The 15,380-nt window shown below is 60.7% G+C and carries 17 protein-coding genes and 1 tRNA gene; 8 read left to right on the top strand and 10 right to left on the bottom strand.

The features are described 5' to 3' along the window. Positions 1–11 precede the first annotated feature (11 nt). The 3 genes from GM658_RS10065 to GM658_RS10055 all read right to left on the bottom strand — a co-directional run bounded on the left by GM658_RS10065 (position 12) and on the right by GM658_RS10055 (position 2,452). Entirely contained in the window at positions 12–941 is a 930-nt protein-coding gene (locus GM658_RS10065) for a branched-chain amino acid ABC transporter permease (protein WP_155453878.1), read from the bottom strand. A 134-nt stretch (positions 942–1,075) separates the two neighbouring features. Beyond that, the gene (gene ispH / locus GM658_RS10060; RefSeq protein WP_155453877.1) at positions 1,076–2,002 is read right to left on the bottom strand and encodes a 4-hydroxy-3-methylbut-2-enyl diphosphate reductase; all 927 of its coding nucleotides are present in this window, start codon (positions 2,000–2,002) and stop codon (positions 1,076–1,078) included. Positions 2,003–2,008: 6 nt separating this feature from the next. Further along, positions 2,009–2,452, bottom strand: coding sequence for an FKBP-type peptidyl-prolyl cis-trans isomerase (locus GM658_RS10055; protein WP_155453876.1), 444 nt, complete (start codon positions 2,450–2,452; stop codon positions 2,009–2,011). 138 nt (positions 2,453–2,590) lie between these two features. Here GM658_RS10055 and radC point away from each other — a divergent pair, with 138 nt between their 5' ends. The 3 genes from radC (at position 2,591) to rpmG (ending at position 3,801) form a co-directional block, all read left to right on the top strand. Next, positions 2,591–3,265, top strand: coding sequence for a RadC family protein (gene radC, locus GM658_RS10050; RefSeq protein WP_155453875.1), 675 nt, complete (start codon positions 2,591–2,593; stop codon positions 3,263–3,265). A 117-nt stretch (positions 3,266–3,382) separates the two neighbouring features. Further along, a complete protein-coding gene (gene rpmB, locus GM658_RS10045) occupies positions 3,383–3,619 on the top strand; it encodes a 50S ribosomal protein L28 (protein ID WP_008451488.1) in 237 nt (78 codons plus the stop codon). An 11-nt stretch (positions 3,620–3,630) separates the two neighbouring features. Next, the gene (gene rpmG / locus GM658_RS10040; RefSeq protein ID WP_028101815.1) at positions 3,631–3,801 is read left to right on the top strand and encodes a 50S ribosomal protein L33; all 171 of its coding nucleotides are present in this window, start codon (positions 3,631–3,633) and stop codon (positions 3,799–3,801) included. 45 nt (positions 3,802–3,846) lie between these two features. Here rpmG and GM658_RS10035 read toward each other — a convergent pair whose 3' ends face one another. Beyond that, on the bottom strand, positions 3,847–4,329 hold the full coding sequence (locus GM658_RS10035) for a hypothetical protein (protein ID WP_155453874.1): 483 nt from the start codon (positions 4,327–4,329) through the stop codon (positions 3,847–3,849). Between the two features lie 25 nt (positions 4,330–4,354). Here GM658_RS10035 and GM658_RS10030 point away from each other — a divergent pair, with 25 nt between their 5' ends. After that, on the top strand, positions 4,355–5,365 hold the full coding sequence (locus GM658_RS10030) for a creatininase family protein (RefSeq protein WP_155453873.1): 1,011 nt from the start codon (positions 4,355–4,357) through the stop codon (positions 5,363–5,365). A gap of 41 nt (positions 5,366–5,406) precedes the next feature. On the opposite strand, the gene GM658_RS10025 is transcribed toward GM658_RS10030, so the two are convergent. From GM658_RS10025 to GM658_RS10005, 5 genes are all read right to left on the bottom strand, one after another. Then, positions 5,407–6,603 carry a DesA family fatty acid desaturase gene (locus GM658_RS10025; RefSeq protein ID WP_155453872.1) on the bottom strand — a complete coding sequence of 399 codons (1,197 nt, stop codon included), beginning with the start codon at positions 6,601–6,603 and terminating at the stop codon, positions 5,407–5,409. 86 nt (positions 6,604–6,689) lie between these two features. Continuing rightward, on the bottom strand, positions 6,690–8,003 hold the full coding sequence (locus tag GM658_RS10020) for a mechanosensitive ion channel family protein (protein WP_155453871.1): 1,314 nt from the start codon (positions 8,001–8,003) through the stop codon (positions 6,690–6,692). A 142-nt stretch (positions 8,004–8,145) separates the two neighbouring features. After that, entirely contained in the window at positions 8,146–9,438 is a 1,293-nt protein-coding gene (locus GM658_RS10015; RefSeq protein ID WP_155453870.1) for an RsmB/NOP family class I SAM-dependent RNA methyltransferase, read from the bottom strand. A 16-nt stretch (positions 9,439–9,454) separates the two neighbouring features. Beyond that, positions 9,455–10,063: a phosphoribosylglycinamide formyltransferase gene (gene purN, locus GM658_RS10010; RefSeq protein WP_155454044.1), complete on the bottom strand. Its 609-nt coding sequence runs from the start codon at positions 10,061–10,063 to the stop codon at positions 9,455–9,457. 80 nt (positions 10,064–10,143) lie between these two features. Further along, positions 10,144–10,542, bottom strand: coding sequence for a barstar family protein (locus GM658_RS10005; RefSeq protein WP_155453869.1), 399 nt, complete (start codon positions 10,540–10,542; stop codon positions 10,144–10,146). A 306-nt stretch (positions 10,543–10,848) separates the two neighbouring features. Between GM658_RS10005 and GM658_RS10000 the strand changes: the two genes are divergently transcribed. The 4 genes from GM658_RS10000 to GM658_RS09985 all read left to right on the top strand — a co-directional run bounded on the left by GM658_RS10000 (position 10,849) and on the right by GM658_RS09985 (position 14,226). Then, entirely contained in the window at positions 10,849–11,370 is a 522-nt protein-coding gene (locus GM658_RS10000) for a glycine zipper 2TM domain-containing protein (protein ID WP_155453868.1), read from the top strand. 141 nt (positions 11,371–11,511) lie between these two features. After that, entirely contained in the window at positions 11,512–12,321 is an 810-nt protein-coding gene (locus GM658_RS09995; protein ID WP_155453867.1) for a spermine/spermidine synthase domain-containing protein, read from the top strand. A gap of 8 nt (positions 12,322–12,329) precedes the next feature. Beyond that, positions 12,330–14,093, top strand: a complete 1,764-nt coding sequence (gene tfpB / locus GM658_RS09990) for a type IV pilus assembly ATPase TfpB (RefSeq protein WP_155453866.1) — start codon at positions 12,330–12,332, stop codon at positions 14,091–14,093. Between the two features lie 57 nt (positions 14,094–14,150). Further along, a tRNA-Lys gene (locus tag GM658_RS09985) sits at positions 14,151–14,226 on the top strand. Between the two features lie 107 nt (positions 14,227–14,333). Here GM658_RS09985 and GM658_RS09980 read toward each other — a convergent pair. After that, on the bottom strand, positions 14,334–15,368 hold the full coding sequence (locus GM658_RS09980) for a prolyl oligopeptidase family serine peptidase (protein WP_170298757.1): 1,035 nt from the start codon (positions 15,366–15,368) through the stop codon (positions 14,334–14,336). Positions 15,369–15,380: the final 12 nt, after the last annotated feature.

The raw sequence follows: 15,380 nt of genomic DNA, 5'->3' as shown, positions 1-15,380 counted from the left end.
TCACTTCCTTATCAGGCGCGGTCTGCCACGCGTTCACCCATGATGCCGGACGGACGCACCGTCAGCACCAGGATCAGCACTACGAAGGCAACGATATCCTGGTAGTTGGAGCCGATGAAGCCCCCGGTCCAGTCGCCGATATAACCCGCAACCAGCGATTCGACCAGGCCCAGTACAATGCCGCCGACCATCGCGCCATAGATATTGCCGATACCGCCCAGCACTGCCGCACAGAAAGCCTTCAGGCCAGGCATGAAGCCCATCGAAAACTGGATGGACGCGTAGTTGGCGCCCCACATCACGCCCGCTACGCCAGCCAGGGCCGCGCCGATGGCAAAGGTAGCGACGATGATCTTGTTGGAGTCCACGCCCATCAAGCCCGCCACGCGCGGGTTTTCCGCCACGGCGCGCATGGCGCGGCCCATGCGGGTGCGCTCCACCAGCATCACCAGGCCAAACATCGAGGCTGCAGCCAGCACCAGCAGCAGCACCTGGGTGACGGTGATCACGGCGCCGCCCACCATGATTGGCTCGGTCGGCAGCAGCTGCGGGAAGGGCAGCGGGTTGCGGCCCCAGATCATCATGGCGAAGGTTTGCAGCAGGTAGGACACGCCGATGGCGGTGATCAGCGGCGCCAGGCGCGGGGCATTGCGCAGGCGGCGGTAAGCGATGCGCTCGATCAGGATGTTCACGAGCATGCAGGCGGGGATGGCGCCGATGATGGCGATGCCCAGTTGCAGGTAGCCCGGCAGGCCAGGCGCATACACGCCCAACAAATTCAGGATGGAGAGGCCGACCATCGCGCCGATCATCAGCACGTCGCCGTGGGCGAAGTTGATCAGGTTCAGCACGCCGTACACCATCGTATAACCGAGGGCTACCAGCGCATACATACTACCCAGCACCAGGCCGTTAAGAATTTGTTGGATAAAGGTATCCATCGTCTGCCTTTAATGACTAATAAAAACGGCACCCAAGGTTTCCCTCGTGGTGCCGCCGTTTTGGAAGCGTTCGCCATGATAGCGATGTTTCCGAAAAACTAATCGCGGAAAATCCGCATCCAACAGAATTATATTCAGCCAAGTCCTTTTGGCAATGGGAAAGTGACCGATTCTTCCACGCCTTCCAGGGTGCGCACGCTCTTCGCGCCCAGTTCCTTCAGGCGGTTGATCACGGCTTCGACCAGCACTTCCGGCGCCGACGCACCGGCCGTCACGCCCACGCGCATCTTGCCGTCCAGCCAGGCCGGATCGATCTGCGACGCGTTGTCCACCATATAGGCCGGGGCGCCCTTCTTCTCCGCCACTTCGCGCAGGCGGTTGGAGTTGGAGCTGTTCGGCGAGCCCACCACGATCACCACTTCCACCTGCGGCGCCATGAATTTCACGGCTTCCTGGCGGTTGGTGGTGGCGTAGCAGATATCGCCTTTTTTCGGTTCAATAATATTCGGGTATTTCGCCTTCAGGGCTTCGATGATTTGTGCCGTATCATCGACGGAAAGCGTCGTTTGCGACACATAGGCCAGCAGCTCCGGATTTTTCACCTGCAAGGCGGCCACGTCTTCCGAGGTTTCGACCAGGTACATGCCTTCCTCGGTCTGGCCCATGGTGCCTTCCACTTCCGGATGGCCCTTGTGGCCGATCATGATGATCTCGCAGCCCTGCTTGCGCATCTTGGCCACTTCCACGTGAACCTTGGTCACCAGCGGGCAGGTGGCGTCGAAGATGGCCAGGCCGCGCGATTCCGCTTCGGCGCGCACGGCTTTCGATACGCCGTGGGCCGAGAACACCAGGGTGTTGCCGGATGGGACGTCGTCCAGTTCTTCGATGAAGATGGCGCCCTTGGCGCGCAGGTCTTCCACCACATAGGCGTTGTGCACGATTTCGTGGCGCACGTAGATCGGCGCGCCGAACTGCTGCAACGCGCGCTCGACGATCTCGATGGCGCGGTCAACGCCGGCACAAAAGCCGCGAGGCTGGGCGAGGAGGATTTCTTTGTCCATGTTCTTTTACAGCACAGAGATAAGGTTCACTTCAAACTTCACCGGCTGGCCGGCCAGCGGGTGGTTGAAGTCGAAGATGGCGACGTCCTCGCGCAGTTCGCGCAGCACGCCGGCGAAGCGGCCGCCCTTTGGCGCCGCAAAGTCGACCAGGTCGCCGATCTTGTATTCATTGTCCGGATCGGAGTTTTCATCCAGCGTAGCACGGGACACGGCCTGCACCAGGTCCGGGTTGCGCGGGCCGAAGCCTTCGCCCGGCGCCAGCTCGAACACCTTGTGCGTCCCTTCCGGCAGGCCGATCAGCAGCGCTTCCAGGTTCGGCGCCAGCTGGCCCTGGCCCAGCATCAGCGTGGCAGGATTGCCCTCGAAAGTGGAGACGATATTGACGCCATCCATCGAGGCGAGGCGGTAATGCAGGGTGAGGTAGGCCGAAGCGGTGACAACGTTAGACATGGAAACAACTCTGGTGACGGGCAAACCTGTATTGTAAGCCATCGGGCGGCAGGCGGCGCAGGCCGCATTTGCGCAAAACCTGACCCAGCGCAAATTGCCCTCCCCTCCCGGACCAGATAATGGGCGATGGAGGTGACCATGGCGATTTCCGACTGGCCAGAACAGCTGCGCCCACGTGAACGATTGTTAAAAGCCGGCCCGCAAGCCCTGTCCGACGCCGAATTGCTGGCGATCTTCCTGCGCGTTGGGATTCCCGGCAAGGATGCCGTGGCGCTGGCGACCGACCTGCTGGGCCGTTTCGGCTCGCTGCGGGCGATGATCCATGCCAGCCGGGCCGAATTTACCGCCATGCCCGGGCTGGGAGCGGCCAAATACGCCCAGTTGCAGGCTGTTGTTGAATTAGCACGGCGCGCCATTGCCGAAGAGATGTCTTGCGGCGAAGAGATGTCTTCGCCCCATGCCGTGAAAGACTTTTTGCGGCTGTCGCTGGCGGGCCAGCCGTATGAATCCTTCCACGTACTGTTCCTCGACGTCAAAAACCGCCTGATCGAAGCCTGCGAATTGTTTCGCGGAACGCTCACGCATACCAGCGTCTACCCGCGGGAAGTGGTGCGTGAAGCCCTGGCACGCAATGCCGCCGCCGTCATGCTGGCCCATAACCACCCCTCGGGATCGCCCTCGCCCAGTGAATCGGACCTGCTGCTGACAAGGGCCCTGGTGCAGGCGCTGGCCCTGGTGGATATCCGCATCCTGGACCATTTTGTCGTCGCAGGGCACCAGGTGCATTCCTTCGCCGAACATGGGCAAATCTAATTGTTAAATTTTTCCTTTCAATGTGACACAATTGTTTTTCGCAAGTGCTTGAAAATCTTGGGAAATTTCCATATACTCTTGTTTTTCCAATTTCGGAAGTAATTCAAGGAGTGTGCCATGGCACGTGTTTGCCAAGTTACTGGGAAGAAGCCGATGGTCGGCAACAATGTTTCCCACGCAAACAACAAAACCAAGCGTCGTTTCCTGCCAAACCTGCAGAACCGTCGTATTTTTGTTGAATCTGAAAACCGCTGGGTCTCCCTGCGTCTGTCTAACGCCGGTCTGCGCGTAATCGACAAGGTCGGCATCGACGCCGTCCTGGCCGACATGCGTGCGCGTGGCGAGAAAGTTTAATAGGGAGCTGAATCATGGCAAAAACTGGCCGCGACAAGATCAAGCTGGAATCGACCGCTGGTACTGGTCACTTCTACACCACGACCAAAAACAAGCGCACCATGCCTTCCAAAATGGAAATCATGAAGTTCGATCCTAAAGCACGTAAGCACGTGATGTACAAGGAAACCAAGATCAAGTAATCGATCTTCGGTTGGAACAAAAAACCGCCCCTTGGGGCGGTTTTTTTATTGGCAGCCTTCCAGCGTTTGCAGCTGCAGGCGCTTGCCGGCGTCGATCGACACCACCTTACCTTCGCGCATCATGTAGCGGATGGCCAGTTCCCGGTCGCCGGTTACCACCATCAGCCAGTCGGCGTGCTCAGGATGCGGCTTGACCGCGTCGCCGTACAAGCGCTGCAGCTTGGAAAACGGATCGCCGATCTGCACCCTGCGGTCGGTGCCAAAGCCGCCGGAGACATCGACCCGCGCCACAACCTTCTTCACAAAAGTCACCTCCACGCTGGGATAGCGCTTCGAGCGCGCGACGCGGCAGGACTTGTCTTCGCTGATGAATTTGTCAGCTTCCAGGCCGCCAAAGGTCTTGCCCAGGTTTTCATAGCGGGCGCCGACTTTGTATGGCCCCAGCCCTTCAGGTTTGATTTCCCAGCTCGCGGCAGCTTGGGCGCCGCTCGCCAGCAGCATCGCCAGCGTTAAAATTGACCACTTCACAACGTCTCCCGGAGAATATTTTTTCATGGAAACAGTTTACTCCTCTGATAAAAGTGGCGCCAACACTTTTGTGCGCTATCTCTGCATGTTGGCCTTGCTGTTCCCTTTAGTTGCGGCGGCACAGGTATTCAAGGTCGACGAGATGAACGCCAGCCAGCTGGCGGCGCTCGACAAGAACCACACCGCCGTCATCCTGGTCGGCGGGATCATCGAGCAACACGGACCGCACCTGCCATCGGGCACCGATACCATGATGAACGAATGGTGGGCCAGGACACTGGCAGAAGCCATCGCCAAACGGCCGGGCTGGCAGGCGCTGGTGTTTCCCACCGTCCCGCTTGGCACCTCGGGCGCCAATGTGCTTGGCGGACGCTACAACTTCCCCGGCAGCTACACGGTACGCCCGGAAACCGAGCGCGCCGCCTTCATGGACCTGGCCAGCGAGCTGGGCGAACAAGGCTACCGCTGGATTTTCGTGGTGCACAACCATGGCTCGCCGTTGCACAACCTGATGCTGGACCAGGCCGGCGACTACTTCCACGACACATACGGTGGCCGCATGGTCAACCTGGCCGGATTGCTGCTGGGCCCGCCAGCGCCCCGCCCCTTGCGCAGCGCCGAAGCGGCAGCCGAAGACGGCGAATTTGAGGTCCACGCCGGCATGTCGGAAACCAGCCGCATCCTGTTCCTGCGGCCCGACCTGGTCGCGCCGGGCTACGCCAAGGCCGCGCCGCACCGTGCCAACTCCCCTGCCGAGGCGGTCGCCGCTGCCAAGGCGCCGCAATGGGAAGGCTATATCGGTTCGCCGCGCCAGGCCAGCGCCGCCTTCGGCGAGCAGGAGTTGCGGCAGCGGGCGGCAGCCTTCAGTGCCGCCGCCCTGTCCATCCTTGACGGCGCCGATCCGCGCAAGATTCCGCGCCTGTCTGAAATGGCCATGAAGAACCCGGATATCCGGCGCATCGAGGCCGGCACCCAGTCGTATTACGACGGCATCGCCAGCAAACAGGCCGCCTGGCTGGAAAAGCAGAAGCAATAAAAAACGGCCCCGCGGGGCCGTTTTCATTGGGGCGCTTTCGCTTACGCGTAGCTGCGCAGGCGCATCGAGAACTCTTGCAGCGACTTGATGCCCGACGCTTCCGCGCGCTCGCACCAGTCTTGCAGTTTGTGCACCAGCTCATCGCGGCTGAAGTGCGAACGCTCCCACAGCATGCCCAGTTCCACGCGCATATTGTGCATGGTTTCCAGCGCCTTGGAATGCTGGAACAGTTCCACCAGCTGCTGTTTCTGCGGCGCTTCCAGCTTACCCGGCTCGCGCTGCAGCAGCTTGCGCGAAGATTTCGGGAAGCGTGCCTTGAGCTGCGACTTGTCGGTCAGCTGCGCCAGTTCTTCTTTCCAGGCGTGCTTGACGGACTTGGCATACTTGGCCATCACGTCGTAACGGTTAGCGATCACGGACTGCAGGGTCTCGAAGTCGGCCTTCACCTTGGCGGTGTCGAACTTAGGCTTCGGCGGCATCTTCTTCACTTTGGCCATGCCGATCATTTCCATGGCACGGATATAACCCCAGCCGATGTCGAACTCATACCACTTGGACGACAGCTTGGCCGACGTAGCGTAGGTGTGGTGGTTGTTGTGCAGTTCTTCACCGCCGATGATGATGCCCCAAGGGATGATGTTGGTGGCGGCATCGGAGCAGTCGTAGTTGCGGTAACCCCACCAGTGGCCGACACCGTTGATGATGCCTGCGGCGGTCACAGGAATCCACAGCATCTGCACGGCCCACACGGTAATGCCCTTGGCGCCAAACAGGATGAAGTCGATAATCAGCATCAGCGCCACGCCCTGCCAGCTGAACTTGCTGTACAGGTTTTTTTCGATCCAGTCGTCCGGGGTGCCATGGCCGTATTTTTCCAAGGTTTCCTTGTTCTTGGATTCAGCGCGGTACAGCTCGGCGCCTTCCCAGAACACTTTCTTGATGCCCTTGGTGACCGGGCTGTGCGGATCTTCCTCGGTGTCGCACTTGGCGTGGTGCTTGCGGTGGATGGCGGCCCACTCCTTGGTTACCTGGCCGGTGGTCATCCACAGCCAGAAGCGGAAGAAGTGCGACGGAATAGCGTGCAGTTCCAAAGCACGGTGCGCCTGGTGGCGATGCAGGAAGATCGTCACGCTGGCGATGGTGATATGGGTCAGGATCAGCGTGATGCCAACCGTCGCCCAGACACCGACGCCGGTCACGCCATTGCTGATGAAATCGAGAACTGCGCTTAAATCCATTACAACTCCAAGTGATGTGCCACGAATAGGCGCAATTGTACGCGCATTCGGGGGTGATTAGAGGAAGGTTTTCCCTCAGGAACTGATTATTTTTTAGGCAGAGGCTCTGCAACAGGCTCTGGCAGAGGGCCGAGCAGGCGCACCTCGCGTTGCGGGAACGGTACAGAGATACTGTTCTCTTTCAAAGCCTTCCAGATTGCACGGTTGACATCGGAAGTCACGCCGCCGCGGCCGTTTTCCGGATCCTGGATCCAGAAGGCCAGCGCCAGCTCCAGGCCATCGGCGCCGAAAGCCGTCAGCATGCCGGACGGCCCCTTGTCCTTCAGCACGCGGGGAACCGTGAGCGCCGCTTCTTCCATCAGCTTGAGCACGACGTCCACATCGCTTTCGTAGCCGACCGTGACGCGGGTGATGATCACCACGGCAGGATTCGACAGCGAGGAATTCTGCACTGCCCCCGACACCAGCATTTCGTTCGGGATGATGGCTTCCACGCCATCGGTCCCCTGCAATACGGTGTAGCGGGTGTTGATCTGCGTCACCTGGCCGCTGTACTTGTCAACCGTGATGACGTTGCCGATGGTCAGGCTGCGGTCCAGCAGGATGATGAAACCGGAGATGTAGTTGCTGGCGATCTTCTGCAAACCGAGACCCAGTCCGACGCCAAGCGCGCCGCCGAAGACGGACAGAGCGGTCAGGTCCAATCCCACCAGCTTCATGCTGATCAAAATCGCCACCAGCAACAGCAGCGCGCGGCCCATGCGCGCAAAGACGACGCGCAGATTGGAATGCAGCGACTGGATATGCATCAGGCGCTCGTCCAGTGCGGTGCCGGCCCACATGGCCAGCAGCATCAGCACGACGACGGAAACCGCGCCCTGCAGCAAGTCCGCGATGGAAGCCTTGTCGCGGCCCATTGGCACATGGGTAGTTTCCATCCAATGGAAAATGTCGTCCCACATATGCGTGATGTAGAGCACGAAGGCCAGCCAGACCAGCAGCTGGAACACCTTCTCAAAGGTCTGCAAGCCCTCGCCCACCACGCCGCCGCGCACGAACACGCGGCGCAGCATATAGAAGCCGAAGCGGATCGCCGCCAGCGAGCTGAAGATCGGGATAGCCAGCTTGAACAGGTTGGTGTGGAAAGCGTAGTGTTCCAACGCCTTCTGCGAGCCCCACAGCAGCACCACGATGGCCAGCGGACCGACCACGCGGCCGAAGCTCTCCAGCCCAAAGCGCGCCACATCGTTCTGCCCCGCACGCGCCTTCACGCCCCGGAACAGGACCCGCGACAGCGCCCACCCCAGCAAGATGGACAGCACGATCGCCCCCACCTGCCACATCAGGCCCGGATCGCGCAAATCCCCCAGAAGATCATTCAGCAAATTCGCCAACGGCATCGTTCGACTTTCTCCCTATGGTTCAGCCCGTGTCCCACCTTGGGGTCACACCCGTTTCGGGACACGAGCCCAGCATTGTTACGGCCCAGCCCGTGTCCCATTTCGGGTGTGACCCCATGGTGGGACACGGGCTGGGCTGTTGTTACTCTTCGTCGGCCTTGGCTGGCTTGGCCATCGGCTTGCGTTCGAACACGGCGGCGAAGAAGCCGTCGGTCTGGTGCTTGTGCGGCAGCAGCTTCAAATAGTCGCCCATCTCGAGGCCGGCGATCTTCTGTTCTGCCAGCACTTTGCTCATCGGGACCAGCTCGAAGTCGGGGTGGGTGGCGATGAAATTCGCGGCCACGGCGTCGTTCTCTTCGTTCAGCAGCGAGCAGGTGGCGTACACCAGGCGGCCGCCGCCTTTCACCAGACGGGCGGCGCCGTCCAGGATCGAGACCTGCTTTTCGTGCATCTCGGCGATGGCGCTTTCATCCTGGCGCCATTTCACGTCGGGATTGCGGCGCAGCGTGCCCATGCCGGAGCACGGTGCGTCCACCAGCACGCGGTCGATCTTGCCGGCCAGGCGCTTGACCTTGGCATCCTTTTCATGGGCAATCGCGACCGGGTGCACGTTCGACAGGCCGGAGCGCGCCAGGCGCGGCTTCAGCTTGGACAAGCGTTTTTCACTAACGTCGAAGGCATACAGGCGGCCGGTGTTGCGCATCTGCGCGCCCAGCGCCAGCGTCTTGCCGCCGGCGCCGGCGCAGAAGTCCACCACCATCTCGCCGCGCTTGGCGCCGAGGATCTGGGCCAGCAGCTGGCTGCCTTCGTCCTGCACTTCAATCGCGCCGGATTTGAACAGCGGCAGGTTTTGCAGCGCCGGTTTTTTCTTCAGGCGCAGGCCCAGCGGGGCGAATGGCGTCGGCTCGGCGACGATCGGTGCGGTGGCCAGTTCGGCGATCACGGCGTCACGGTCGGTCTTCATGGCGTTGACGCGCAGGTCCAGCGGGGCTGGCGTGTTCAGCGCGTCGGCCAGGGCCAGGGTTTCTTCTTCGCCGTATTGCTCGACCAGCTTGTCGAACAGCCACTTCGGCATGTTCGCGCGCATCGATTTATGCAGCAGGGAGCGGTCGATTTCCAGCTGGCGCTTGAGCCATTCGGACTCTTCTTCGCTCAGGCCCGGCAGCGCGTCGATGCCGACCGCGTCGGCCATGCCCAGCAGCACCAGGCGGCGCATGGTGGCGCCACCGGCGCCCGCTTCTGCGCGGTCGGTGAAGAAGGCTTTGTTACGCAACACGGCGTACACCGATTCGGCGATGGCGCCGCGCTCGCGGCCGCCCAGCTTGGGGTGCGATTTGAAGAAGTGCGACAGCGTGGTGTCGGCCGGCGCGGTAAAGCGCATGATTTCACGCAGCACGTTTTCGGCGCTGGTGAGGACGTATGGGGGCAAACGCATTGTGTTCTTTCTCTATTCAGTTGCGGTCAATATTGACCTTGCCATCCTCGACCTTCAAGCGGCCTTCGACGAACCAGCGGATAGCACGCGGGTACATGATCCATTCCTGTTCCAGCACGCGCGCCGCCAGCACATCGGCGGTATCGCCCGGCAGGACAGGCACGGAGACCTGGTCCACCAGCGGGCCATGATCCAGCTCGGCAGTCACGAAGTGCACGGTGGCGCCGTGCGTCTTCTCGCCCGATGCCAGTGCCTGCTCATGCGTGTGCAGTCCTGGGAACAACGGCAGCAGCGATGGGTGGATGTTCAGCATGCGATTTTCGTAGTGGCTGACAAAGCCCGGCGTGAGGATGCGCATGAAACCGGCCAGCACGACGAGGTCGGGGCTGAAGCCGTCAATGACTTCCTGCAGCGCAGCATCGAATGCTTCGCGGCTAGGGTAATCCTTGTTGCTGACTACTGCGGTCGGGATGCCGTGCGAGGCCGCGAATTCGAGGCCTTTGGCGTCCGCCTTATTGCTGATGACGGCGGCGATGCGGGCTGGCCATTGTTCGGCCTTGGCTGCACGGACCACCGCTTCCATATTGCTTCCGCGTCCGGAAATGAGGATGACGATGTTTTTCATGGCCGCCATTGTACCTGCTCAGGCGAGCCAAGGCGACATTATGCTGCGGCGCAGCAGGCGTGGCAAGGGAAATTTAAGGCTTACTCGAAGGAGTAAAATACGCGGAAAGGTACTTTCTTTTCGGCCCAGAAATCGGCCGCATCGCGGAAAACGTCCAGCAGGCACTCGCGTGCTTCGCGGTCAAACTTTTGCGTGTTTGGCAACTGTTCCAGTACGATCAGGAAGCCGCTTTGCTCGCCAGCCTTGGCCATGGTTTCAGTCAGGGTCTCGCGCAGGGCGTCGAAATTCTTGGCGTGCGGTTTGGGGATGTGGAAAGACTCGGCAATAATGCCCAGGACTTGCTGCTTGGTCAGGCCGGCATGGCAATGCGCATACAAGAAGTGCTGCCCCAGGCGCGCTGCCTCGTCCTGCAGCTCTGCCACGCGGAAGGCGCGAATAGACTGGACTAAATTAGGCGGCACAGTTATCAACAAACTCATCTTTCCCTCAAATCGACCTATCAAGTACAAGCCGCAGGCGGGTCAATGCGCCGGGGCCGGAGCTTTCGTTTCTCCCTGTCAATCTGATTCCACGCCATAAGGGTAACGTGTTGTCCTCTATGAATCAACCCGAAAGTGAGTCCTAACGCAAGTTTTGTTAAAAACTTACCATATTAACCCAAAAGCATGGGGTTACATTTTGTTGCCTTACTTCCCACATGGATACAGGCGGCGGCGTTAATATTTAGGCGTGCAATTCCAACTTAACCCAGTGAACTGCCCAAAAACCAGAACGAGGTAAATAAAATGAAAGCCAAAACTAAATTGTTTTTTGCAGCCTTGAGCCTCGGCGCCCTGCCGCTGGCGCAGGCACAAGCACAAGCGACGAATTTTGAAGACTATGGCCGCGTCACCCGCGTGACCCCGGTCACCGAACAGATCAACCGTCCGCGCCAGGAATGCCGTACCGAGTATGTCCAGGTACAGCAGCCGCAGGAACGCGGTGTTGGCGGTTCCATCATCGGCGGCCTGCTGGGCGCCGCCGTGGGTAGCCAGGTGGGCGCCGGCCACGGCAAGACCGCCGCCACCGCTGCCGGCGCCATTGCCGGCGCCGTGATCGGCGACCGCACCCAGAACTCCAACGCCCAGCCAGGCGCCGTGCAGGAGCAGGCCGTCAAGCAGTGCCGCATGGTCGACGCCTTTGAAACCCGCACCACCGGCTATAACGTGGAATATGATTACCGCGGCCGTAACTACACCAGCTTCATGAGCTACGACCCGGGCCAGCGCATCCGCCTGCGCGTGAATGTGGAGCCAATGAATAACTGATTTCCGGGCCGGTGGCAAAAAAAGGGGACGTACCCCTTTTCCGCATCGCGGAAAAGGGGTACGTCCCCTTTTTTTGCCACCGGCCGGCAGTTTTTGTTTGTGCGCTTGCTTGCAAGCAAGATAACGCGTGATAATGCCGCCATGCTGATCAAACGAAAATCCATCGAAAAAGAAGAATCGCTGCGCCCCGCGTCCAAGCCGGCCGCCAAGCCGGCAGCGCGCAAGCCGAAATTCGCCCCCGTTACGCTGTCCGAACTGGACGGCGTGCGCTACCTGCACTTCGGTACCGAGTGGGTGCAGGGCGCCATGCGCATCCGCAAGCCGGACTGGCCGGAGCTGGAATACGCCCAGCAGATGAATGCCTGGATGCTGTGGAACGATGCCCCGGCCCACATCGCGCAACTGGGGCTCGGCACCGGCGCGCTGACCAAGTTCTGCTACAAGTTCTTCCCGCAAGCGAAAGTGACTGCGGTCGAACTGAACCCGTCGGTCATCAGCATCTGCTATTCCATGTTCAAGCTGCCTGAGAACGACGGCCGCCTGGACGTGGTGGAAATGGATGCCATGGATTACGTCACCAATCCGGACAACCATGGCACGCTGGACGCCTTGCAGGTCGACCTGTACGACGCTACCGCGCGCGGCCCGGTGCTGGATACGCCCGAGTTCTATCAAGCCTGCGCCGCCTGCCTGAATGACAATGGCATCATGACCATCAACCTGTTCGGCGACCATCCGAGCTACGCCAAGAACCTGAAAGCGATGAAGTTCGCTTTCCCGCAAGTCGTTTCGCTGCCGGAGGTGCATGATGGGAACGTGGTGGCGATCGCCTTCAAGACCCGTCGCACGATCGACGTGGAAGCGCTGGCAGAACGCGCCGCGCAAATCGTGGCCGACACCAGATTGCCTGCCAAGTCCTGGCTCAAGGGACTGAAAGCCGCCCTCGCATAAGGTTACACATGGCAAAAGCACTCGATCTTCAAATTGTTTTCACCTGGCTGCTGGCTGATGGAATGGTCGAGAAAGCCGCTGTCAAAGGGCATTACACCCAGGCGCAGGGCATCGTACGCAATACGCCGGGCGCCATGCATCCACTGAGCGCCGTGGCGCACTGCAAGCTCATCTCGGCCAAGACCGGCAAGCTGCTGACGCTCGATGTGCTGTCCGAATGGCTGGCGCAGCGCTCCAAGCTGCCCTTCTACCGCATCGACCCGCTGAAGATCGACTTCACCAAGGTGGCCGACGTGATGTCGGCCAGCTATGCGGCGCGCTTCAATATCCTGCCGGTGGAAATCACGCCGGACACGCTGACTGTGGCCACGGCCGATCCTTTCGCGCTGGAGTGGGAAGCGGAGATTGCCAAGGTTTCGCGCCGCATCATCAAGCGCGTGATCTCGAACCCCCTGGATATCTCACAGTACACCTCGCAGTTTTTCTCGCTGGCCAAATCGATCAAGCAGGCGAACAAGAGTACCGGGCAGGACCTGACGCTGCGCAACAACTTCGAGCAGCTGGTCGAACTGGGCAAGATGAACAAGACAGTCGACGCCAACGACCAGCACGTGGTCAATATCGTCGACTGGCTGTGGCAGTATGCGTTCGAGCAGCGCGCCTCCGACATCCACCTTGAGCCCAAGCGCGACATCGGCGCCATCCGTTTCCGTATCGACGGCGTGCTGCACCAGGTCTACCAGGTGCCGGCCGTGGTGCTGATTGCGATGACCGCGCGCATCAAGCTGCTGGGCCGCATGGACGTGATCGAGAAGCGCCGCCCACAGGACGGCCGCATCAAGACCCGCACTGCCGGCGGCCAGGAAATCGAACTGCGTTTGTCGACGCTGCCAACGGCGTTCGGCGAAAAGCTGGTGATGCGTATCTTCGACCCGGACGTGGTGGTAAAAACCCTGCCGGAACTGGGCTTCCCGCCCGAAGACGCGCAGCGCTGGGACGCGCTGACCAACCGCCCGCACGGCATCATCCTGGTGACCGGCCCTACCGGTTCCGGCAAGACGACGACCTTGTACACCACGCTGAAGGCGCTGGCGACGTCCGAGGTGAATGTCTGCACGGTGGAAGACCCGATCGAGATGGTGGAGGCGTCCTTCAACCAGATGCAGGTGCAGCCCGGTATCGACCTGACTTTCGCCGACGGCGTGCGCGCACTGATGCGCCAGGATCCGGACATCATCATGGTGGGCGAGATCCGCGACCTGGAAACGGCGGAAATGGCGATCCAGGCGGCACTGACCGGCCACCTGGTACTCTCCACGCTGCACACCAACGATGCACCGTCGGCCGTGATGCGTTTGCTGGAACTGGGGGTCCCCTATTACATGCTGGAAGCGACGCTGATCGGCATCATGGCGCAGCGCCTGGTGCGCACCCTGTGCGAAGACTGCAAGGAAGCCGGCGGCGAAATCAACGACGATATCTGGAATGGCTTGAGCAGCGGCTGGAATATCGGGAAGCCGGAAAACGTCTACCGCCCGGTAGGCTGCCCGGAGTGCCGCCAGACCGGCTTCCGCGGCAGGACCGGCATCTATGAGCTGCTCACCACCAGCGAATCCTTCAACTCGCTGATGCAGGAAGAAGCCGATATCAACGCCCTGCGCAAGCAGGCCGTTTCCGAAGGTATGAAGCCGCTGCGCATCGCCGGCGTCCTCAAGGTGCGCGACGGCGTCACCACGGCGGAGGAAGTACTCAAAGTCACCGCAATGGGATGACATGAAAAAAGCCACTTGGCAAACGCACGGAAGCACGTATATAATACGGCCTCTTTCGGGTCGTTAGCTCAGTTGGTAGAGCAGCGGACTTTTAATCCGTTGGTCGCAGGTTCGAGCCCCGCACGGCCTACCAGAATGAACAGAAAAGCCTCGTCTTCGGACGAGGCTTTTTTGTTTCCGCTCGCAAGAGAATTGGAGGGGAATTCTCCGCTCGATCAGCATCAAGTCAGGATGACCGGGTTATTCAGCTGCCGAGACAGCAGCCGGTACGCTCGCAAGCCGGGCCTGGATTTCTGCATTGCTCACGCCGGCCTTGCACCAGCCAGCGACGCGCTGCGCGTCATTGGCGACGTCATGGTGTGTCGGGCCCACCGCTTTGGCCTGCAGCAGGGTCGCCGGGACGCCCGATTCAACCAGGTGCTGCTGGAAAGCGGCCTGGGATTCGAAGGCCACCGCCTGGTCAAGCGGATCCCCGACGATGAATATGCGCCTGTCCCAGTCGGCTTTGATGCCGCGCACATGGTCGATCGGATCATAGACCTGCGAAAGCTTCTGCCCGGTCTGGTCAAATCCGCGCCGCGCCGCAGAAGAATCGAGCAGCTGCGAGCGTAGCTTGACACTGACCACGCCGGAACCGACAACGGCGCAGTCGATATCGGTGCGGCCCAGCGTCAACAGCGCGCCGACAAGCCCTCCTCCGCCGCTCAGGCCCGCCAGCTGGATGCGCGAGTAACCATAGCGGTTCTTGATGGCGGTGACTGCTGCGTCGACCAGGCGGGCCTCTTCCGACATGCGCCGCTGGTGCATATGATCCAGGCCCGTGCTGCCAAACACGCCCGGGCGCGCTATGCGAATGACTGCCAGGCCGACATCTTTCGACGTGCGGGTTGCCCGCGCCACCTGCGCCTTGTAGCTGCCGACCTTTTCATAGTTGCGCTGGTTCTGCTCCAGCGACAGCGCTGGGCTCATTGCATCGCCATGAATGAACAGCAATGCAGTTTGCGCTTGCGCCGCGTCAGGGCTGGGGAAATAGCGAATGCATCCCTCAGCCGAGTGCCGCTTCGACGCCGCGGAACCGGTCTGCTCGAGGCGCTCGTGCCACGATGTCTCCACCCACACGGCATCGCGCGTCTGTTCGCATTGCTCGCGCGTGACGGTCACCGGGTGCAGCAGGTCGGCGACGGGAAATACGTCCGGGTCAGGGCCAGAGCCATGCGCCGTGCCGGCGAGCGTGCCGAGCAAGGCCGCAACATAGTATCGGAAGGTTCGCTTCATCTTACTTTCTTT

Source organism: Massilia eburnea, assembly GCF_009720745.1.
In the GTDB taxonomy this organism is placed as follows: Bacteria; Pseudomonadota; Gammaproteobacteria; order Burkholderiales; family Burkholderiaceae_D; genus Rugamonas; species Rugamonas eburnea.
The sequence above is the reverse complement of the archived record's forward strand: the minus strand, read 5'-3'. Positions and strand labels throughout refer to the sequence as shown.